We start from the raw sequence: 20,760 nt of genomic DNA, 5'->3' as shown, positions 1-20,760 counted from the left end.
TGCCAAGCTGCGGCCAAATCACGAGGAATTTCCATGTCGGACGCGCCAAACATCCTGATCTTCATGGTCGATCAACTCAACGGCACCTTCTTTCCCGATGGTCCTGCCGACTGGCTGCACACCCCGAACCTGCGGAAGCTGGCGCTGCGCTCGACCTGTTTTGCCAACGCCTATACTGCCTCGCCGCTCTGTGCGCCGGGGCGTGCGGGCTTCATGTCGGGGCAGCTGCCGTCGGGCACCGGGGTCTATGACAATGCCGCCGAGTTCGCCTCGTCGATCCCGACCTATGCCCATCACCTGCGCCGCGCCGGCTATCACACCTGCCTGTCAGGCAAGATGCATTTTGTCGGGCCTGACCAGCTGCACGGCTTCGAGGAGCGGCTGACCACCGACATCTACCCGGCCGATTTCGGCTGGACCCCGGACTACCGCAAGCCCGGCGAGCGCATCGACTGGTGGTATCACAACATGGGCAGCGTCACCGGGGCGGGCGTGGCCAAGATCACCAACCAGATGGAGTACGACGACGAGGTGGCCTATCACGCCACCCGCAAGGTCTATGACATGGCGCGCGGCCATGATGCGCGGCCCTGGTGCCTGACCGTGAGCTTCACCCACCCGCATGATCCGTATGTGGCGCGGCGCAAGTACTGGGATCTCTATGCCGATTGCGAACACCTGCTGCCCGAGATGCCGGCGCTGGACTATGCCGATCACGACCCGCATTCGCAGCGCATCTTCGACGCCAACGACTGGCGCGGTTTCGACATCAGCCGCGATGACATCCGCCGGGCGCGGCGGGCCTATTTCGCCAATATCTCCTATCTCGACGACAAGATCGGCGAGGTGATGGAAGCGCTCGAGGCGACGCGGCAGGAGGCGATCATCCTGTTTGTCTCGGACCACGGCGACATGCTGGGCGAGCGGGGACTGTGGTTCAAGATGTCCTTCCTCGAAGGTTCGGCCCGGGTGCCGCTGATGATCTCGGCGCCGCAGATGGCGCCCGGGCTCGTCGAGGCGCCGGTGAGCACCATCGAGGTCTGCCCGACGCTCTGTGACCTGGCCGGAGTCAGCATGGACGAGGTGCTGCCCTGGACCAGCGGCGAGAGCCTGGTGCCGCTGGGCAACGGCGCGGTGCGGCTGAGCCCGGTGGCGATGGAATATGCCGCCGAGGCCTCCTATTCGCCGCTGGTAGCGCTGCGGGCGGGGCGGTGGAAATACACCAATTGCGCGCTCGATCCCGAGCAGCTGTTCAACCTGGAGGACGACCCTCAGGAGATGACCAACCTGGCCGAGCGGTCCGATCACGCCGAGGTGCTGGAGCGGTTCCGGGTGGAGGCGGCGGCGCGCTGGGACCTCGAGCAGTTCGACGCCGAGGTCCGCAAGAGCCAGGCGCGGCGACATGTGGTCTACGAGGCCCTGCGCAACGGTGCCTATTATCCCTGGGATCACCAGCCGCTGCAGAAGGCCTCCGAGCGCTACATGCGCAACCACATGGACCTGAACGTGGTCGAGGAGAACCAGCGATTTCCGCGCGGGGAGTAGCGAGGTGCTTGCGCGCCGAGCCGCGCATCGTCGGGCCGCGGTGCGGCGATCTCCGCTTGGATCGGCAGCGCTTTATCCCTGCCAAATCCGGAAAAGATCAGAGCAACGCGCCCAGACCAACCAAATCGCCGCGCCGGTGGGCGGCCCGGCGATGCGCGGCGGCCTTCGGCCGCTGTTAACGCGCTCGGGGCTATGCTCGGAGGACGGCGCAGAGCTGCGTGTCGTCGGGCCGCGGCCCGGCGATGCGCGGCGGCTTGCAGCCGCTGTTAACGCGCTGGGCAAGGCTCCAACGCCCCCTACCCCAGCGGCCGCGCCTCGATCAGCACCGTTGCCTGCGCCCAGGGGTGGTCGTCGGTCAGGGTCACATGCAGGATCGCCTCATGCCCCGGAGGCGTCATCTCGTCGAGCCGACGTTTCGCCCAGCCGGTCACATGCATCACCGGCTGGCCGGTCCGCAGGTTGGTCACCGACATGTCGCGCCAGGCGATGCCCATGCGCAGGCCGGTGCCCAGCGCCTTGGAGCAGGCCTCCTTGGCCGCCCAGCGCTTGGCATAGGTCGCCGCCTCATGCGGGCGGCGGGCGGCGCGGGCCTGTTCACGCTCGGTATAGACCCGGTTGCGGAAACGGTCGCCAAAGCGGGCGAGGATGGCCTCGATCCGCTCGATGTTGCACAGGTCGGTGCCGATGCCGAGGATCATGCCGGCGCGCGGGCCGCGTCCATCCGGGCGCGCATCTCGGTGATCGCCGCTTCGAGCCCGACAAAGATCGCCTCGCCGATCAGGAAATGCCCGATGTTGAGCTCGACCACCTGCGGCAGCGCCGCCACCGGCGCGACGGTCTCGTAGGTCAGCCCGTGCCCGGCATGCACTTCGAGTCCCAACGACGCCGCATGGTCGGCCATGTCGCGGATTGCCGCCATCTCGCGGTCGCGATCGTCGAAACGGCCGTCGGCATGGGCGTCGCAATAGGCACCGGTGTGCAACTCGATCACCTGGGCGCCGATCCGGTGCGCCGCCTCGATCTGGCGGCGGTCGGCGGCGATGAAGATCGACACCCGGCAGCCCGCCTCGCGCAGGGGCGCGATGAAATGCGCCAGCCTGTTCTCCTCGCGCGCCACCTCGAGCCCGCCCTCGGTGGTGCGTTCCTCGCGCTTTTCCGGCACGATGCAGACCGCATGCGGCTTGTGACGCAGGGCGATGGCCTGCATCTCCTCGGTGGCCGCCATCTCGAAGTTGAGCGGCACCGTCAGCACCTCCATCAGCCCGTCGATATCGGCGTCCGAGATGTGCCGGCGGTCTTCGCGCAGATGCGCGGTGATGCCGTCGGCGCCGGCCTCCTGCGCCAGTTTCGCGGCGCGCAGAGGGTCGGGAAAGGCCCCGCCGCGGGCATTGCGGACGGTGGCCACGTGGTCGATGTTCACGCCAAGCCTGAGTTTGTGCATGGGGTCCCCCGGATGATTTGCGCACAGGCTAACTCCGCCGACGGGCGGGGGAAACCGCAAATCAGTCGGCTTTTTCCCGGACCTCTTCGCGGGCCGCCTCTCTGGCGGCCTCCCTGGCGGCGGCGGCCTTCTTGGCGGCGGCCTTGGCGCGGATCGCCTCGAGCCGCTTCTTCAGCGCGCCTTTGCGCCGGGCCTGGTAGGCGCGGATCAGCGGCTCGGCGACGATATAGGCCACCGTGGCGGCGATGATGCCGGGAATGATTCCGCCGATCATGTAGGGATAGAAGACGTCGTCCCAGAACACCTCGAGCCCGTGCCAGTCCTGCGGCTTGTCCTTGACCCAGGCCCAGAAGTTCCGCGTCAGATCCTCGCCGGCGTCGACGAACTTGCCCATCAGCGTGCGCTCGATATGCGGCGAGAAATCATGGCCGAGCAGGAAATACCCGGTCTGCAGCGAGATCACCGCAATCGGCACATAGGTCAGCGGGTTGCCGAAAAAGGTGCCGAGCAGCGCAGCAAAGATGTTGCCGCGCATGACAAAGGCCAGAAAGGCCGCGACGACAAAATGCATCGCGTAGAACGGCGTGAAGGTGGTGAAGACCCCGGCCCAGATGCCGCGTGCGATCTTTTCCGGCGGATCGGGCAGCCGGCGCAGCCGGTGTTTCACATAGCGCGCCGCCCGGCCCCAGCCGCCGCGTGGCCAGAAGAACTCCCACAAGGCGCGCAGGGTCGGCTTTCTGTCGCGGCGCTTGAAAACCACGGAGGGTGTTCCTTTCAGTTCGCCTCGGCGCGTGCGGCGATCGGGGTGACTTCGCGCATCCGGGCCACCGCGGCGACATCGCTCTCGGCTTCGAGCGCGGTGATCAGCGAATGCAGATGTTCGGCATCACGCAGGTCGACGTTGAGATGCAGCCGGTAGAAATCCGGCTTCCGGTCGATGAATTCGAGATCCGAGATATTGGCCTTGTGCCGCCCGATCAACGTGCAGACCCGTCCCAGCACGCCGGCGTCGTTGCTCATCGTGACCTCGAGCGTCACCGCATAGGCCGCCGGGTGCTTGCCCTCGGACCAATGCAGGTCGAGCCAGCGTTCGGGCTGATCCTCGTAATCGGCGAGCTTTTCACAATCGATGGTATGCACCACCACGCCCTGGCCGCGATAGGTGATGCCGATGATGCGTTCGCCGGGCAGCGGCTGGCAACAGGGCGCACGGCGGAAGCTCTGGCCCTTCTCGAGGCCGATGACCGCGCGTTTGCGGTCGATTTCCTCGCCCTCTTCGGTCACCAGGTCGGGATAGACCGCCTCGACCACCGCGCGGGTGGTCAGCTCGGCCGAGCCCAGCCGCGCCAGCAGGGTCTCGGCGCCGTCGAGCCGCAGGTTGCGGGCGGCGGTTTCCAGCACCTTGTCCTTGGCCTTGCGCCCGACATGCTCAAACGCCGCGCGGGCCAGCTCGCGGCCCAGCCGCACAAAGCGCTCGCGGTCCTGCTCGCGCAGGGCGCGGCGGATCGAGGTCTTGGCCTTGCCGGTGATCGCGATGTCGAGCCAGGTGGCCTGCGGCGTCTGGCCGTCGGCGGTGATGATGTCGACCGACTGGCCGTTCTTGAGCCGGGTCCAGAGCGGCACACGTAGCCCGTCGACCTTGGCACCGACGCAGGCATGGCCGATGCGGGTGTGGATCGCATAGGCGAAATCCAGCGGCGTGCCGCCGCGCGGCAGTTTGATGACATCACCCTTCGGCGTGAAGCAGAACACCTGGTCGGAATACATCTCGAGCTTGACCGCCTCGAGAAAATCCTCGTGATCCTCGTCGTCCTGGAACTGCTCGGTGAGCGAAGAAATCCATTTGGCCGGATCGACGGCAAAGGGGTTTTCCGAGCGAACACCATCGCGGTACGACCAATGCGCCGCCACGCCGGTCTCGGCCACGTCGTGCATCTGCCGGGTGCGGATCTGCACCTCGACGCGCTTGCCGTCGCGGCCCGACACCGTGGTGTGAATCGAACGATAGCCGTTCGACTTGGGCTGGCTGATGTAATCCTTGAACCGTCCCGGCACCGCGCGCCAGCGCTGGTGGATCACCCCCAGCACGCCGTAGCAATCGGCCTCGGTGTCGGTGATGATGCGGAAACCGTAGATGTCGGAGAGGCGGGAAAAGCCCATCTCCTTTTCCTGCATCTTGCGCCAGATCGAATAGGGTTTCTTGGCGCGGCCAAAGACCTCGGCCTCGATCCCGGCCTTGTCGAGTTCCAGCCGCATGTCGCCGGTGATCTTCTGGATCACGTCGCCGGTTTCGCGCTGCAGCGTGATGAAACGGCGGATGATCGAGGCGCGGCCATCGGGGTTGAGCACCCTAAACGCCAGGTCCTCGAGCTCGTCGCGCATCCATTGCATGCCCATGCGGCCGGCCAGCGGCGCATAGATGTCCATGGTCTCGCGCGCCTTCTGCACCTGCTTTTCCGCCCGCATCGCCTTGATCGTGCGCATGTTGTGCAAACGGTCGGCCAGCTTGACCAGGATCACCCGCAGGTCGCGGGACATCGCCATAAAGAGCTTGCGGAAGTTCTCGGCCTGCTTGGTCTCGGTCGAATTGAGCTGCAGGTTGGTCAGCTTGGTGACACCGTCGACCAGCACCGCGATCTCGTCGCCGAAACGCTCCGAGATCTGGCTGTAGGTGCTCTTGGTGTCCTCGATCGTGTCGTGCAGCAGCGCGGTGACGATCGTGGCGTCGTCAAGCCGTTGCTCGGTCAGGATGGCGGCAACGGCGACGGGATGGGTGAAATAGGGCTCGCCGGAGCGGCGGAACTGTCCTTCGTGCATCTCGCGGCCATAGTCATAGGCCGCGTGAATCAAGGCTTCGTTGGTCTTGGGGTTGTAGTTGCGAACAAGCGCGATGAGGTCGTCGGCAGAAATCATCGCAAACCCTTGTGACCGCGAGCCAGAGTTACCCCTGGCCCTGTGCCTCCATGAGCGCGCGGAGCAGCTTTTCCTCGGACATGTCATCGTCCTGCGGCTTGTCGGGCTCGGCCCCCATCAGAAGCGCCATGGCGTCTTCTTCCGGTTCGTCGACCTCGATCTGGGTCTGGTTGCTCTCGATCATCCGCTCGCGCAGCTCGTCGGCGCTCTGGGTTTCTTCGGCGATCTCGCGCAGCGAGACAACGGGGTTCTTGTCGTTGTCACGATCCACGGTGATCGCGGCACCAGCCGAGATCTCGCGCGCCCGATGGGCGGCCAGCATCACCAGCTCGAACCGGTTGGGGACTTTGTCAACGCAATCTTCGACCGTCACGCGGGCCATGGGGAATCTCCGTCTGGCGAGTTCTGTCAGAAAGGATAGGTCTTAGAGCGGATCAAAACTCTTGACAAGCAGGTTTTTTGGCGCATCGCCGCGTCACCGTCCCGCTCACAAGGCTTTGACCTCGGCCTTCTCTGCCGCGCCCAGCGCCGCGCACATCTGTGCCACGCTCAGCCCGGTCACCGGATGCACCCAATCCGCCGCGACATCCATCAGCGGCACCAGCACGAAGGCCCGATCCTCAAGCCGCGGATGCGGCAGGATCAGCCGGTCCGGCGCGGCGCGCATCTGTTCGTCGAGCGGCAGACCCCGCCAGGCGGCCCAGGTCTCGCGATCCGGCAGCACTGCCTCGTCCAGCGCGATCAGGTCGAGGTCCAGCGTCCGCATCCCCCAACGCACCTCTCTGGTGCGCGAAAACTCGGCCTCGACCTCGTGCAGCATTGCCAGCAGCGCCTCCGGCGCGCCGCCCCAGTCCGCGACCAGGGCCGCATTGACATAGTCGGGCCCCGCCCCTTGCGGAAAACAGGGAGTCTCATAAAATCTAGAGACGAAACGAATCACCAGACCACGTTGCTGCAAACGGAAAATCGCCGCCTGAAGCGTTTCGATGGGCGTTTTTTCGGGAAGCGGCAGGTTCGCACCCAACGCAATCAACGCATCTTTCCCGCTTTGGTTGTGCTTGATAGCCATTTTTCCTAGAAGTAAGCCTTGCGGGGCGGGACTTTTCCACTACCCTATTATCAGGCTCACCCGCAAATTTTCACTCACGGAGCGGACCTGAGCCGACTTATTGGAAGGGCAATTAATGTTTTACAAGGACGAACGGCTTGCGCTGTTCATCGATGGATCCAACCTGTATGCGGCGGCAAAGGCGCTGGGGTTTGACATCGACTACAAGCTTCTTCGACAGGAGTTCGTGAGACGCGGCAAACTTTTGCGCGCGTTCTATTACACGGCCCTGCTCGAGAACGAAGAATACTCACCGATCCGACCGCTTGTCGACTGGCTTCACTACAACGGCTTCACCATGGTGACCAAGCCGGCCAAGGAATATACCGACAGCCAGGGCCGCCGCAAAGTCAAAGGCAACATGGACATCGAGCTCACCGTTGATGCCATGGAGCTTGCGCCGCGGGTGGATCACATCGTCCTGTTTTCCGGAGATGGGGATTTCCGGCCGCTGGTGGAAAGCCTCCAGCGTCAGGGCGTGCGGGTCTCGGTGGTATCGACCATTCGCAGCCAGCCACCGATGATCGCCGATGAATTGCGCCGCCAGGCCGACAATTTCATCGAGCTTGACGGTCTGCGCGAGGTCATTGGCCGACCCCCTCGCGAACATCAGGAAGACCGCACGGCCTCGGCCGCCGCCGGCTGATCCGGGCGCTCTGTCTTGGGCGAACTCACGGCACTGATCACGCTGTTCGCGGCGTCCTTCGGGGCGGCAACACTCCTGCCGTTCCAATCCGAGGTCGTGTTCGTCGGCATGCAATTGCGCGGCTCGGCGCCGCTGCCGCTGCTCCTGTTCTGGGCCAGCGTCGGCAATGTGCTGGGCTCCTGCCTGAACTATGCCATCGGGCGCTTTGCGGCGGAATACGAAGACCGCCGCTGGTTCCCCGTGCCCAAGCACACGATGGAGCGCGCCGAGCGCTGGTATGCCAAGTGGGGCTACTGGACCCTGCTGTTCAGCTGGGCGCCTTTCGGCGATGGCGTCACCGTCATCGCCGGGGTGCTGCGCACGCGCTTCCTGCTGTTTCTGGCGCTGGTCACCGTGGCCAAGACCGGCCGCTATCTCGTGGTGGCCTGGGCCACGGCGCAGCTCTGAGCCTCAGTTCTGCTGTTCCTCGAAGCGGCGGTTCAGCTCGTTGTGCCGGGCAATGATCTCTTCCGGCCATTGCGCCTTGATATAGGCCAGCACGGCGAGGATCTCCTCGTCGCTCAAAAGCTCGCCAAAGCCCTGCATGTCCGACACCACCGCGCCGCCGGTCACCACCTCGGTGCCATGCTTGGTGATCGCGAAGAGCTGCGCATCGGCATGGTGCCAGGTGTGGCCGGTCTCGTCATGCGGCGGCGCGCGAAAGCCGCCGTCGTCGCGCCGCCCGCGCCAGTCCGCCTCGCCCTCGAGTGCCGCACCATGGCAGGCGGCGCAGTTCTCGGCGTAAAGCGCCGCACCCTGTTCCACGGCGGCGTCATCCCAATAGGGAAACAGCCCCGCCGCATCCTCGGGCCGGTCGCCTGCGGCGGCCAGCGGTCCGGCGCCCAGCGCCAAAGCCAGTGCAAGGGGAATGCCCTGTTTCATCATGCCTGTCTCTCCATTTGTTTTGCCCCGCCTCGGGGCTTCCTGCGCCGGAAGGTCAAATCACCGCCGCGTGATCGGCGCCCCCACTGGACGCAGCCGCCCGGAAGCATTACCTCGGCCACAGGAAACCGGAGAGTGCCATGACCGACCTGCCTCAGCTTACGCTCTATCTCGCCGCGCCGCGCGGCTTTTGCGCGGGTGTGGATCGGGCGATCAAGATCGTCGAGATGGCGCTGGCGAAATGGGGCGCGCCGGTCTACGTGCGCCACGAGATCGTTCACAACAAATTCGTGGTCGATGATCTCAAGGCCAAGGGCGCGATCTTCGTCGAAGAGCTGGCCGAATGCCCCGACGACCGCCCGGTGATCTTCTCGGCCCATGGCGTGCCGAAATCGGTGCCAGAGGCCGCCCAGGCCCGCGAGATGGTCTTTGTCGACGCCACCTGCCCGCTGGTCTCCAAGGTGCATATCGAGGCGCAGCGCCACGCCGAGAACGGCTTGCAGATGATCATGATCGGCCACGTCGGCCACCCCGAGACGGTGGGCACCATGGGCCAGCTGCCCGAGGGCGAGGTGCTGCTGGTCGAGACCGTCGCCGATGTGGCACATGTCGCGGTGCGCGATCCCGAACGCCTGGCCTTCGTCACCCAGACCACCCTCTCGGTCGATGACACGGCGGAAATCGTCGCCGCGCTTCAGGCGCGCTTCCCGGCCATCGTCGGCCCGCACAAGGAAGACATCTGCTACGCCACCACCAACCGCCAGGAAGCGGTCAAGGCAATGGCCGCGCAATGCGACGCCATGCTGGTGGTGGGCGCGCCCAATTCCTCGAACTCGCGCCGCCTGGTCGAGGTCGGCCGCCGCGCCGGCTGCGCCTATTCGCAGCTGGTCCAGCGCGCCACCGACATCGATTGGCGCGCCCTCGAAGGCATCGCCTCGGTCGGCGTCACCGCCGGCGCCTCCGCCCCCGAGGTTCTGGTCAACGAGGTGATCGACGCCTTCCGCGCCCGCTACGACGTCACCGTCGAACAGGTCGAAACCGCCCGCGAAAACGTCGAATTCAAGGTCCCCCGCGTCCTCCGCCAACCCGCCTGACGCCCGATCCCGCGGGCACCCCCTCCCCCCTTCCTCTTGCTGCAAATACCCTCGGGGAGCGCGAGGGGCTGGCCCCTCGCTCCGCCGCGCGCCACACGGCGCTCCCGCCAAAAATCCAGACGACAACAGCCCCCAAGGAGACCCCCCGATGCCCGAGCTCTACGCCTATACCGACGGCGCCTGTTCCGGCAATCCCGGCCCCGGCGGCTGGGGTGCGCTGATGCAGGCCAAGGAGGGCGACACCGTCGTCAAGGAACGCGAGCTCAAAGGCGGCGAGGCCCGGACCACCAACAACCGCATGGAGCTCCTGGCGGCGATCCACGCGCTCGAGGCTCTGGAACGGGCGTCCAGGATCACCGTGGTGACCGACAGCGCCTATGTGAAGAACGGCGTCACCGGCTGGATCCACGGCTGGAAGCGCAACGGTTGGAAGACCGCCGCCAAGAAACCGGTCAAGAACGTCGAACTCTGGCAAAGGCTCGACGAGGCCCAGGCGCGCCACGACGTGACCTGGGAATGGGTCAAGGGCCACGCCGGCCACCCCGAGAATGAACGCGCCGACGAACTGGCCCGCGCCGGCATGGCGCCGTTCAAGAGCTGATCCGCCGCGAAAGACCCACCCCGGCACAACCGGGCCTTCGCGGCATCATCAGGCAGCACTGTGTCGCGCACCGTGCTCCCTTCGAAGCGAAGGGCGTGACCCGTCCCAAGCACAAGCCGTGCATTGACGGGCCGCGGTGCGGCGAACCTCGAACAGGTCGGCAGCGCTTTATCTCTGCCAAATCCGAAGAAGACCGGAGCGACGCGCTCACGCCAGCCAAATCGCCGTGCCGAGGGGCGGCGTCATGCCAAAGGCATGCCTTCGGCATGACGATGCGCGGCGGCTTGCAGCCGCTGTTAACGCGCTTGGACTTCGATCAAATGACAGTGTCAGAACGCGTTTTCGCGGACTTTGGCCCAAAACAAGGGCTGCGCTGATCCGCGCAAGGTAAGGTTGCGTGGCCCTCTACTCCCCCTGCCAATCCGGCTGCGTCATCCCGACAAACCCCAGCCGCTCGGCGTCGGCCACGTTGCGCGCCACCACCTCCCGCAGGCTGGTGCATCCGGCAATCTGCTCCCAGCCAAAGCGCGAAAAGGCCGGGTGCTCCATGTGAGCATCCTCGTCGAACCCCTTGGGCGGCGAGAACACATGCTGCGACAACAGCGGATTGGGCAGCGCCTGGGAAAAGGCATCCAAAGCCACGAAGGACAGGATGGTCTGCGGCAGGGGCGAGGCGGTCACCCGGTCCTCGCAGAAGATGCCGACAAAGAAATCCACCTTGTCCACGTCGCCATAAAGATGCCGCAGCCGCCACTGCACGTCGCGGTCAGAGCTGATCTCCTCGAAGGTCTTCACCCGGTCGCGGCCCAGGTATTCCAGATAATCGTTGTAGCTCGCCAACTCGCAGATCCGCCCCTGACGGATCGAATCCCGCTCGACCTTCAGCAGCCCCCGCGTGGTGTTCGCCGGCCCCAGCAGCGCCGCATCCTGGGCCGAGATATCCTCGAACCCACGCTTCAGCCCGACCTTCAGGAGCGGCAGGTTGTTGAGAAAATAGCTGTTGTTCACCGGCAGGGACTGGTCGCCCCAGGTGATCCGGTCGGGGATCAGCGCGTGCCAGCGATAAAGCAGGCTGAACTCGGTGGTGATCCAGTTTGGCTTGTTCCAGGGCGCGTCCCAGCAGACCGCGGGATCGGCGATCAGCGACAGTTCCACCGGGGCGATATGATTGATGTAATCCTCGACGACGATCTTGATGAACTCGACGATCACCACGTTGCGCGCGGTCTCGAACACCTGGTCATCGTCCCACTCGGGATGCCTCTGGCCGATTTCACGTGCCAGCCGATTGTGCTCTCGCAGCCAGAGCGTGTTCATCATCGCCACCTGCGGCACCGAGTTCACCCGGTCGCCGCCCACCGCGAAGATCGCATCGCGCACCTGCCGCGCGCCGGCCGCGATCCGGGGGTCGTCACTCTGCTCCGCCTCCAGCACGTTCTCGAGCCCCAGCGGCGGGTCGAGATCGGCGAACTCCGGGTCGATCTCACCATCGCGGAACAGCCGCGGCGGGTATTCCTCGCCACCGTGTATCTCAGACCGCAAGAGCCCCCGCGCCTCAGGCCCCGGCGATTTGACCCGCAACGCCCTGGTCTGATCGGGGGTGCGGCCATAAAGCGGGCAGAGGTCGATCTCGTGGTTGGAATTGTTGCGCTTGCGGTTTTCGGGGTCGAGCACGCCGGTCACCGGGTCCTTCTCCGGCAGGGTGCGCAGGAAACCATCGGTCAGGTATTGCGCAAAGGCCGGGAACAGACAGGTCGACTTCGGGCACATCTTCTGCGCGCCCTCGGGCCGCTCGAAGAGCTTTTCCAGCGCCTTGGGCGGCGGCAGTTCGGATTGATCCAGCGACGAGACGCCCAGATGCCGCCCGGCCCATTGCCGGTCGGTCAGGCTCGACCACGACGGATAAGGCGCCATGGTCGAATAGGTGTGCGGCCGGAACCGCGCCTGTCCGACGATGCTATGGATCACCCGCTTGTTGACCCAGCGATGCAGCACTGGCACCGCCTCGATGACGCGCACGATACAGCCCACCCGCAACAGCGCCATCAGCTTGTCGCCGAGCCACCCCAGCACCCGCCCCTTCAGCCGGGCAAAATCCTCAGAGGGTTTCATCCGCGGATAGAACGGCAGGAAGACCGCGGAAAACACGATGTGCGGCAGCACGTGGTGCTGCCAGATGTCCTCGAGCACGAAGATGAACCAGAAGCCGACGAAGAAATTCAGCGCGGTGAAGATCCACCAGCCGATGCGCAGCCGGCGCCACATCAGCACGATACCGAAGACCCCGCCAAAGAACACCGGCACCAGGATCAGCCGGGCCGGGTTGCCGGGATAGCCGAACAGGTTGAGCAGCCCGCGATAGAACATCATCGTGCCGATCAGGATGCAGGTCAGCCGGAGCAGCGGGCGCCACCAGGCCTCCCAGTCCCAACCGGCCTCAAAGGGGGCAAATGCGCTGTGCTCGGTCGCCATGACAGATACCTTGGGGTCAAAATTTCTCGCTTAATAAGGTCGAGTGTGCCACACTCATACGTGTTTAGTCCAATTTTATTCCCGATTGAGTTGCATCATGAAGAACCTGATTTTCTTCCTCTTCTTTGCGCTTCTGGGGGCCGCGCTCTTTCTCGAGTTCAAGCGGCTCACCGTGAAACCCTGGCCCGCGGCGCATTTCGCGGACATCGAGGACCACTTCAAATACGGCTCCATCGGTGCCGAGGTGGACGGCTTTCCCTATGCCATCTGGCGCGAGCTGCCGGCGATCTTTGCCGAGGACATCCCCGAGGGATTTGCCACCTTCGGCTTCCTCACAGAGCCCGGCCACGAACTGCCCATCGGCGTCTCGGTGCGGCGCGTGGGGGTCGAGCGGGTGGGCTTCAACTGCGGCACCTGTCACGTCTCGACCTACCGGGTGGACGGCGAAGAGCACATGGTGCTGGGCGCGCCGGCGCACATGCTGGACCTGCAGGCCTATATCACCTTTCTCGCCAAGGCCACCGCCGATGACCGGCTGACCGCCGACGCGGTGATCGAGGCCGCCGAGGCCGATGGCCGCCGGCCCAGCTTTCTCGACAAGGTGGTGCTGCGCTTCGTGGTCTTTCCCCGGCTCGAGGCCCAGGTGGCGCAGCTGCGCAACAGCCTCGCCTGGATGGAGAACCGCCCCGCCCATGGCCCCGGGCGCACCGATGCGGGCAACTTCTGGCGCGAGCGTTGGGGCTTGCGGCCCGGCGACGACCTGCGCGTCGGCACGGTGGATTTCCCCGCGGTCTGGAACCAGCAGACCCGCCTCGACGGCAGCTTTCACTGGGACGGCAACAACCGCTCGCTGGACGAGCGCAACATCTCGGCGGCGCTGGCCGGCGGCGCGCCGGAATGGCTGCTCGAAACCCGGTCGATCAACCGGATCTCCGATTGGCTGATGGAGTTGCCGCCGCCCGCCTACCCCGCCGCCATAAATGCCGAGCTGGCCGCCGAGGGCCATGCGATCTACCTGCGCGAAGGTTGCGACAGCTGCCACGACGTCGGCGGCGCCGCGCTGGGCAAGGTCACCCACGCCGCGCTGCTCGGCACCGATCCCGAGCGCACCGACCTGTTTGACGAGGTGATGGTGGGCTATTTCGGCCAGGTCGGCGCGAAATATTCCTGGCAGTTCAGCAATTACCGAGTGACCGAGGGCTATGCCAACATGCCGCTCGACGGCATCTGGATGCGCGCGCCCTATCTGCACAACGGCTCGGTCCCGACTATGGCCGACCTGCTGGCCCCGGCCGAAGAGCGGCCCGTGACCTTCTTCACCGGCTGCCCGGAATTCGACACGGCGCGCATGGGCTTTGCCTGCGAGGCAGGCTTTGTCTTTGACACCGAGGACATCGGCAACGGCAACGGCGGGCACCTCTATGGCACCGCGCTGCCGGAGCCTGAGAAACTGGCGCTGATCGAATATCTCAAGACGCTATGAGGCTGGGAGAGGAACGCATCGAGCCGGGCGAGGCCGAGGCCATCGCCGCGCTGGTCAAGTCCAACCTGCCGACCGTCTGGACAGAGGGCGAGACCGGCAAGCGCGGGCAGCATGCCAAGCATCACGGACTGGTCGAAGGTGAGTTCCTTGTGCATGAGCACCTGCCGGAGGGCTTTGCCCAAGGCATCTTTCAGCCCGGCGCGCGGTATGCTTGCCTGGTGCGGTTTTCCAACGGCAGCCGGGGGGACGACCGCGAAGCGGATGCCCGCGGCATGGCGATCAAGCTGCTCGAGGTGCCGGGTGACAAGCTGATGCCCGGCGGCGGCGACGGGCGCGAACAGGACTTCATCCTGGTGGATTTCCCGACCTATTTCACCGCCACGCGGGACCAATACGCCGCCTTCAACCGCTACGCTCTGCCGGTGCTTGCCCTGCGCGGAAACGGGGTCAGCCCGGCGCGCCTGCTGCGCGCCGCTTGGGGCGCGGTGATGCTGCTGGCGCGCCACCGCGACCTTTCCCGCCGGGCGCGGCGCTTTGCCGGGCGTCATGCGGGATCGGTGCTCGGGCTGACCTTTCACAGCACCACGCCTTACCTTCTGGGCGACGGTCGCGCGGTGAAATACAAGGCCATCGGCCGCGGCCCCGATCGGCCGCCCGCCGACCATCCCGGTGCGCTGCGCGAGGCGCTCTGGGCCGAGCTTGGCAAGGAGCCTGTGCGGTTTGACTTCGGCGTGGTGGTGCAGACCGACCCCCTCGCCCATCCGGTCGAAGACCCAACCGTCGAATGGGAGGCCGCCGGCGCGGACTTTGTCGAACTGGCCGCGCTGGTGCTGCCACAGCAGGAAAATACCCCGGACAAGGACGCCCGCGCCGAGACCTTGAATTTCTTGCCCTGGAACAGCCTCGCCGAACATCGCCCGCTGGGCTTCATCAACCGCGCACGGCGCGAGGTCTATCGTGCCATGTCACGGCTGCGCCACCGCAAGACCCGGACCTGAGCGCTACTGGAAACAGGCCGCGCGACCGTCGCGTTCGATCGTCGCCGCACCGTCGAGGATCGCGCCCGAGCGTTTGCGCATGCTGGCCGTGGGCTTGCTGGCCGAGCGTTCCTTGGGGTTGGGCAACACCATCGCCAGCCGAGCCGCCTGGGTCGGTGTCAGCTCGCCTGGGCCAACGCCGAAGTAATGCCGCGCCGCCGCCTCGACGCCAAAGACGCCTTCGTCGAACTCCGCCACGTTGAGATAGACCTCGAGGATGCGCCGCTTGGACCAGACCGCTTCGACCAGCGGGGTGATCCCGGCTTCGAGCAGCTTGCGGCCCCAGTTGCGGCCATGCCAGAGGTAGACGTTCTTGACCACCTGCTGGCTGATCGTCGAGGCGCCGCGATTGCCGCCCTCGGCCATCGCCGCCTTGATCGCCTCGACGTCGAAACCCCAGTGATTGCAGAAATTCGCGTCCTCGGCCGCCACCGCCGAGCGCGCCATGACCGGCGCAATGTTCTCCATCCGCACCCAGACGTGGTCGATCTTGCCCAGCCGCGCGCGTTCCTGCCGCATGTAGAGCGTGTCAGGCGGGTTGAAGACGGAAAACAACAGGACCGCAAAGGCCGCCAGAAGAAAGGCGATCGAGATCGCCCGCAGCACCCAGCGTCTGATCCAGCGTCCGGGGTTCGGGCGTGCGCGCGGGGGGGCCGCCTTCTTGGATTTTGCCTTGCCTGCCATGCCGGCACATTAGCGGCTGTCGCGGGGCAATCCTAGGCCACCAGACAGGTTGCCTCATATTGTTTCGCCACCTGCCGCGCGGCTTTCTGGGCAAAGCTCAGCCCCGGGTCCCTTTTTTCGGGCGAACAGGACGGACGGCGCAACAAAAAAGCGCGCCGGGAGTTCCCGGCGCGCCTGTCTCTGTCTTGCGGGTGAGCCGCTTATTCGGCGGGCACCGCCGCCTCTTCCACGGTCAGCGGATGCGGCAGCTTGTCGAGCATCTCCAGCGGGCAGATCTGCAGGAAGTTGGCCTTTTCGGCCTCCCAGTGCTGCAGGATGTCGGCGGCCGCGCGGCTGCCGGTTTCGGCCAGATGGCGTTCGATCAGGCTGCGCAGCTGGGTCTCCCAGTGCTCGACCTGCACCGTGTTTACCGTCAGCGTCTCGAGGTTGATCAGCTTGTCGGCCGCGCCCTTGGGATCGTAGATATAGGCCATGCCGCCGGTCATCCCGGCGCCGAAGTTGGCGCCGATCGAGCCGAGGATCACTGCAATCCCGCCGGTCATGTATTCGCAACCATTCGAACCGCAGCCCTCGATCACCACCTTGGCGCCGGAGTTGCGCACCGCAAAACGCTCGCCCGCCCGGCCGGCGGCAAAGAGATAGCCGTCGGTCGCGCCATAGAGCACAGTGTTGCCGATGATCGTGTTGTCGCGCGCCACCAGCGGGCTGGCCATCGGCGGACGCACCACGATGGTGCCGCCCGAGAGACCCTTGCCGACATAGTCGTTGGCGTCGCCCGAGACTTCCAGCTTGAGCCCCGGTGCCGCAAAGGCGCCCAGCGACTGGCCGGCCGAACCCTGCAGCTTGACCGTCAGGTGATCGGGCTGCAGCACGTTGCGCATGCCGAAGTTCTTGACGATGTGCGACGAGGTGCGCGTGCCCACGGTGCGGTGAGTGTTCTGCACCGCGTATTGCAGCTGCATCTTCTCGCCATCCTCGAGGAAGCGCTGCGCATCGCGCACGATCTCGGCGTCCAGTGTGTCGGGCACCGGGTTGCGCGGCTTGTTGCGGTCGTACTTGATCGCATGCGCCCCGTCGACGGTGATGAGCAGCGGGTTGAGGTCGAGATCGTCGAGGTGGTCGGACCCGCGCGAGACCTGGGTCAGCAGGTCGGCCCGACCGATCACGTCGTCCAGCGAGGTCGCGCCGATCGAGGCCAGCACCTCGCGCACTTCCTGAGCGTAGAAGGTGATCAGGTTGACCACCTTGTCGGCATTGCCGGTGAACTTGGCGCGCAGGCTTTCGTCCTGGGTGCAGACGCCCACCGGGCAGGTGTTCGACTGGCACTGACGCACCATGATACAGCCCATGGCGATCAGCGCGGCGGTGCCGATGCCGTATTCCTCGGCGCCCATCATCGCCGCCATGACGATGTCCTTGCCGGTGCGCAGCCCGCCGTCGGTGCGCAGGGTGATGCGCGACCGCAGGTTGTTCATCGCCAGCACCTGATGCGCCTCGGTCAGGCCCATCTCCCACGGAAGACCGGCATATTTGATCGAGGTCGCGGGCGAGGCTCCGGTGCCGCCGTTGTGGCCCGAGATCAGGATCACGTCGGCCTTGGCCTTGGCCACGCCGGCGGCAATCGTGCCGACGCCGGAAGAGGCCACCAGCTTCACCGTCACCTTGCAGCGCGGGTTGATCTGCTTGAGGTCGTAGATCAGCTGCGCCAGGTCCTCGATCGAGTAGATGTCGTGGTGCGGCGGGGGCGAGATCAGCGTCACGCCCTTGGTCGAATGCCGCAGCCGCGCGATCAGGTCAGTGACCTTCATGCCGGGCAATTGGCCACCCTCGCCGGGCTTGGCGCCCTGGGCGACCTTGATCTCCAGCTCTTCGCACTGGTTCAGGTATTCGGCGGTCACGCCGAAGCGGCCCGAGGCCACCTGCTTGATCTTGGCCGAGGGGTTGTCGCCGTTGGGCTCGGGCACGAAATGTGCCGGATCCTCACCGCCCTCGCCCGAGTCGGATCGCGCGCCGATGCGGTTCATCGCCACGTTCAGCGTCTTGTGCGCCTCAGGGCTCAGCGCGCCGAGCGACATGCCGGGGGTGACGAAGCGCTTGCGGATCGCGGTGACGCTCTCCACCTCTTCCACCGGAATGGCCTCGCCCAGCGGCTTGATCGCCAGCAGATCGCGCAGGTGGATCGGCGGGTTGGCCTGCATCGCCTGGCTGTACTTCTTCCACAGTGCATAAGACGCGGTGTTACAGGCCATCTGCATCATGTGCATGGTCTGCGCGCCCCAGGCGTGGCTCTCGCCGGACTTGCGCGCCTTGTAGAAGCCGCCGATCGGCAGTACGTCACGGCCCTGCGTGTAGGCCAGCGCATGCACGCTCTCGAGCTTCTTCTGCAGGCCAGAGACGCCGATGCCGGAAATCCGGCTCAGCATGCCGGGGAAGTATTCGGCGCACATCGCGCGCGACAGGCCCACGGCCTCGAAGTTGAGACCGCCGCGATAGGACGACAGCACCGAGATGCCCATCTTGGCCATGATCTTGAGCAGGCCCTGGTCGACGGCGCTGCGATAGCGCGCGACGTTCTCGGTCAGGGTGCCATCGAGCAGGCCGCGGTTGATGCGGTCGGCGAGGCTGTCCTCGGCGAGGTAGGCGTTGACGATGGTGGCCCCGGCGCCGATCAGCACCGCGAAGTAATGCGGGTCGATACATTCGGCCGAACGCACGTTGAGCGAGCAGAAGGTCCGCAGGCCCTTGCGCGTCAGGTGGCTGTGCACCGCGCTGGTGGCAAGGATCATCGGCATGCCGATACGGTCGGGGCCAAGCCCCTCGTCGGTCAGCACCAGATGGCCAGCGCCCGAGCGCACCGCATCCTCGGCCTCGGCGCGAATGCGCTCGAGCCCCAGGCGCAGGGCACCGTCACCGCCGTTCACCGGGAAGGTGCAGTCGATGGTCACCATGTCGGCGTTGAAGTGGGTCTTGAGCTCTTCGAACTGGGCATTGCCGATGAACGGGCTGTCGACCACGAGGATCTCGGTCTGGGCCGAGCTCTCGTCGAGCACGTTCTTGAGGTTGCCGAAACGGGTCTTCAGGCTCATCACCCGGTATTCCCGCAGGCTGTCGATCGGCGGGTTGGTCACCTGTGAGAAGTTCTGCCGGAAGAAGTGGCTGAGCGGACGATACTTGGTCGAAAGCACGGCAGACGGAGTGTCATCGCCCATCGAGGCGATCATTTCCTTGCCGTCCTCGGCCATCGGCGCAAGTACCTGCTCGAGCTCTTCGATGCTGTAGCCGGCCGCGATCTGCCGCTGGCGCAGGTCCTCGCCCTCGTGCAGCGCCTTTTCGGTCACCTGCGACAGCTGCTCGTCGAGTTCGCTGATCTTGCCAACCCACTCGCCGAAGGGACGGGCATTGGCCATTTTGTCCTTGATCTCGGTGTCGTGGTAGAGCTTGCCCTCTTTCATGTCGACGGCGAGGATCTGACCCGGGCCAAGCGCGCCCTTTTCGACAACCATGGATTCGTCGACCGGCACCATGCCGGCCTCGGACCCCGCGATCACCAGGCCATCGCCGGTCACCACGTAGCGCATCGGGCGCAGACCGTTGCGGTCGAGACCGGCGCAGACCCAGCGGCCATCGGTCATCGCCAGGGCGGCGGGACCGTCCCAGGGCTCCATCACCGAGTTGCAGTAGGAATACATGTCGCGCCAGGCCTGCGGCAGTTCCACCGCCTGCTTGGACCAGGATTCCGGCACCAGCATGGTCTTGGCCATCGGCGCATCGCGGCCGGCGCGCACCAGCACCTCGAACACCGCGTCAAGCGCCGCCGAGTCCGACGAGCCCTGCGGCACGATCGGCTTGATGTCATCGGCAAAGTCACCAAAGGTCGCCGACGCCATGCGGATCTCGTGGCTGCGCATCCAGTTCAGGTTGCCCTTCAGCGTGTTGATCTCGCCGTTGTGGGCGAGCATGCGGAACGGCTGGGCCAGCCACCACTGCGGGAAGGTGTTGGTGGAATAACGCTGGTGATAGATCGCGAAGGCTGAGGTAAAGCGCTCGTCCTTGAGGTCGGGATAGAACTCGGCGACCTGCTCGGCCAGCATCATGCCCTTGTAGATGATCGAACGGCAGGACAGCGAGGCGAGGTAGAGCTGCTGCACACCGGCGGCGGCCGCGGCCTTCTCGATGCGGCGACGGATGACGTAGAGCTCGCGCTCGAACTGCTCTTCATCGACGCCCTTGGCGTTCGAGATCAGGATCTGCTCGATCTCGGGGCGGGTGGCGTTGGCCTTTTCGCCCAGCACCGAGATGTCGACCGGCACGTGGCGCCAGCCGTAGATGTAATAGCCCATGCGCAGGACTTCGGTCTCGACGATGGTCCGGCAGATTTCCTGGCCGCCGAAATCGGTGCGCGGCAGAAAGACCTGGCCCACGGCCAGCAGCTGGTTCTCGCGCGGCTCGTGGCCGGTGCGGCGGACCTGATCGTAGAAGAAGTTCACCGGGATCTGCACGTGGATGCCGGCGCCGTCGCCGGTCATGCCGTCGGCGTCAACCGCGCCGCGATGCCAGATCGCCTTGAGCGCGTTGATGCCGTTCTCGACGACCTTGCGCGACGGTTTGCCGTCCTGCGCCACCACGAGGCCCACGCCGCAGGAGGAATGCTCATGCTCCTCGCGGAACAGGCCGTTTTCTTCCATCCACTTGCGCTTGGCTTCTTCGGCCCGCACCCAATCGGCATCATATTTGGTCATAGGAGGGTCTCCCTCTGAATGACCGGGCGGCGCCAAGCCACCCCGGTCTCATTGATATGCTGGTTGCGGCCCCTCT

17 protein-coding genes are annotated in these 20,760 nt (G+C 65.5%); 7 read left to right on the top strand and 10 right to left on the bottom strand.

Translation table 11 applies throughout. The features are described 5' to 3' along the window. Positions 1-33 precede the first annotated feature (33 nt). Entirely contained in the window at positions 34-1,545 is a 1,512-nt protein-coding gene (gene betC / locus ACN0SE_RS14180) for a choline-sulfatase (RefSeq protein WP_417525185.1), read from the top strand. A 296-nt stretch (positions 1,546-1,841) separates the two neighbouring features. On the opposite strand, the gene acpS is transcribed toward betC, so the two are convergent. From acpS to folK, 6 genes are all read right to left on the bottom strand, one after another. Next, on the bottom strand, positions 1,842-2,243 hold the full coding sequence (acpS, locus tag ACN0SE_RS14175) for a holo-ACP synthase (RefSeq protein ID WP_417525184.1): 402 nt from the start codon (positions 2,241-2,243) through the stop codon (positions 1,842-1,844). Then, on the bottom strand, positions 2,240-2,986 hold the full coding sequence (locus tag ACN0SE_RS14170) for a pyridoxine 5'-phosphate synthase (protein WP_417525183.1): 747 nt from the start codon (positions 2,984-2,986) through the stop codon (positions 2,240-2,242). Before ACN0SE_RS14170 ends, acpS begins: the two co-directional genes overlap by 4 nt. 61 nt (positions 2,987-3,047) lie before the next feature. Beyond that, positions 3,048-3,746 carry a DUF2062 domain-containing protein gene (locus tag ACN0SE_RS14165; protein ID WP_417525182.1) on the bottom strand — a complete coding sequence of 233 codons (699 nt, stop codon included), beginning with the start codon at positions 3,744-3,746 and terminating at the stop codon, positions 3,048-3,050. A 14-nt stretch (positions 3,747-3,760) separates the two neighbouring features. Then, the gene (locus ACN0SE_RS14160) at positions 3,761-5,899 is read right to left on the bottom strand and encodes a RelA/SpoT family protein (protein WP_417525181.1); all 2,139 of its coding nucleotides are present in this window, start codon (positions 5,897-5,899) and stop codon (positions 3,761-3,763) included. A gap of 28 nt (positions 5,900-5,927) precedes the next feature. Beyond that, positions 5,928-6,281, bottom strand: a complete 354-nt coding sequence (rpoZ, locus tag ACN0SE_RS14155) for a DNA-directed RNA polymerase subunit omega (RefSeq protein WP_417525180.1) — start codon at positions 6,279-6,281, stop codon at positions 5,928-5,930. Positions 6,282-6,386: 105 nt separating this feature from the next. Beyond that, positions 6,387-6,968, bottom strand: a complete 582-nt coding sequence (gene folK / locus ACN0SE_RS14150) for a 2-amino-4-hydroxy-6-hydroxymethyldihydropteridine diphosphokinase (RefSeq protein WP_417525179.1) — start codon at positions 6,966-6,968, stop codon at positions 6,387-6,389. Positions 6,969-7,083: 115 nt separating this feature from the next. Between folK and ACN0SE_RS14145 the strand changes: the two genes are divergently transcribed. Both ACN0SE_RS14145 and ACN0SE_RS14140 read left to right on the top strand, forming a co-directional pair. Next, entirely contained in the window at positions 7,084-7,653 is a 570-nt protein-coding gene (locus tag ACN0SE_RS14145; protein ID WP_048533233.1) for an NYN domain-containing protein, read from the top strand. A 15-nt stretch (positions 7,654-7,668) separates the two neighbouring features. Next, positions 7,669-8,100, top strand: a complete 432-nt coding sequence (locus tag ACN0SE_RS14140; RefSeq protein WP_417525178.1) for a YqaA family protein — start codon at positions 7,669-7,671, stop codon at positions 8,098-8,100. Positions 8,101-8,103: 3 nt separating this feature from the next. On the opposite strand, the gene ACN0SE_RS14135 is transcribed toward ACN0SE_RS14140, so the two are convergent. Further along, entirely contained in the window at positions 8,104-8,577 is a 474-nt protein-coding gene (locus ACN0SE_RS14135; RefSeq protein WP_417525177.1) for a c-type cytochrome, read from the bottom strand. Positions 8,578-8,714: 137 nt separating this feature from the next. Between ACN0SE_RS14135 and ispH the strand changes: the two genes are divergently transcribed. Both ispH and rnhA read left to right on the top strand, forming a co-directional pair. Then, positions 8,715-9,668 (top strand): 4-hydroxy-3-methylbut-2-enyl diphosphate reductase, encoded by a 954-nt coding sequence (gene ispH, locus ACN0SE_RS14130; protein ID WP_417525176.1) that lies wholly within the window; start codon positions 8,715-8,717, stop codon positions 9,666-9,668. A gap of 148 nt (positions 9,669-9,816) precedes the next feature. After that, positions 9,817-10,269 (top strand): ribonuclease HI, encoded by a 453-nt coding sequence (gene rnhA / locus ACN0SE_RS14125; RefSeq protein ID WP_417525175.1) that lies wholly within the window; start codon positions 9,817-9,819, stop codon positions 10,267-10,269. Between the two features lie 405 nt (positions 10,270-10,674). Here the strand turns inward: rnhA and ACN0SE_RS14120 are convergent, their stop codons facing one another. Further along, the gene (locus ACN0SE_RS14120) at positions 10,675-12,741 is read right to left on the bottom strand and encodes a peroxidase family protein (protein WP_417525174.1); all 2,067 of its coding nucleotides are present in this window, start codon (positions 12,739-12,741) and stop codon (positions 10,675-10,677) included. A 97-nt stretch (positions 12,742-12,838) separates the two neighbouring features. Between ACN0SE_RS14120 and ACN0SE_RS14115 the strand changes: the two genes are divergently transcribed. After that, positions 12,839-14,224: a hypothetical protein gene (locus ACN0SE_RS14115; RefSeq protein ID WP_417525173.1), complete on the top strand. Its 1,386-nt coding sequence runs from the start codon at positions 12,839-12,841 to the stop codon at positions 14,222-14,224. After that, entirely contained in the window at positions 14,221-15,222 is a 1,002-nt protein-coding gene (locus ACN0SE_RS14110; RefSeq protein ID WP_417525172.1) for a hypothetical protein, read from the top strand. The genes ACN0SE_RS14115 and ACN0SE_RS14110 overlap by 4 nt, the downstream gene beginning before the upstream one ends. A gap of 3 nt (positions 15,223-15,225) precedes the next feature. Here ACN0SE_RS14110 and mtgA read toward each other — a convergent pair whose 3' ends face one another. Next, a complete protein-coding gene (gene mtgA / locus ACN0SE_RS14105; RefSeq protein ID WP_417525171.1) occupies positions 15,226-15,945 on the bottom strand; it encodes a monofunctional biosynthetic peptidoglycan transglycosylase in 720 nt (239 codons plus the stop codon). A gap of 200 nt (positions 15,946-16,145) precedes the next feature. Continuing rightward, positions 16,146-20,684, bottom strand: coding sequence for a glutamate synthase large subunit (gltB, locus tag ACN0SE_RS14100; protein WP_417525170.1), 4,539 nt, complete (start codon positions 20,682-20,684; stop codon positions 16,146-16,148). Positions 20,685-20,760: the final 76 nt, after the last annotated feature.

The sequence above is a fragment of the Marinovum sp. genome (assembly GCF_048263515.1).
In the GTDB taxonomy this organism is placed as follows: domain Bacteria; phylum Pseudomonadota; class Alphaproteobacteria; order Rhodobacterales; family Rhodobacteraceae; genus Marinovum.
This window is presented reverse-complemented; position numbering and strand designations above follow the sequence as displayed.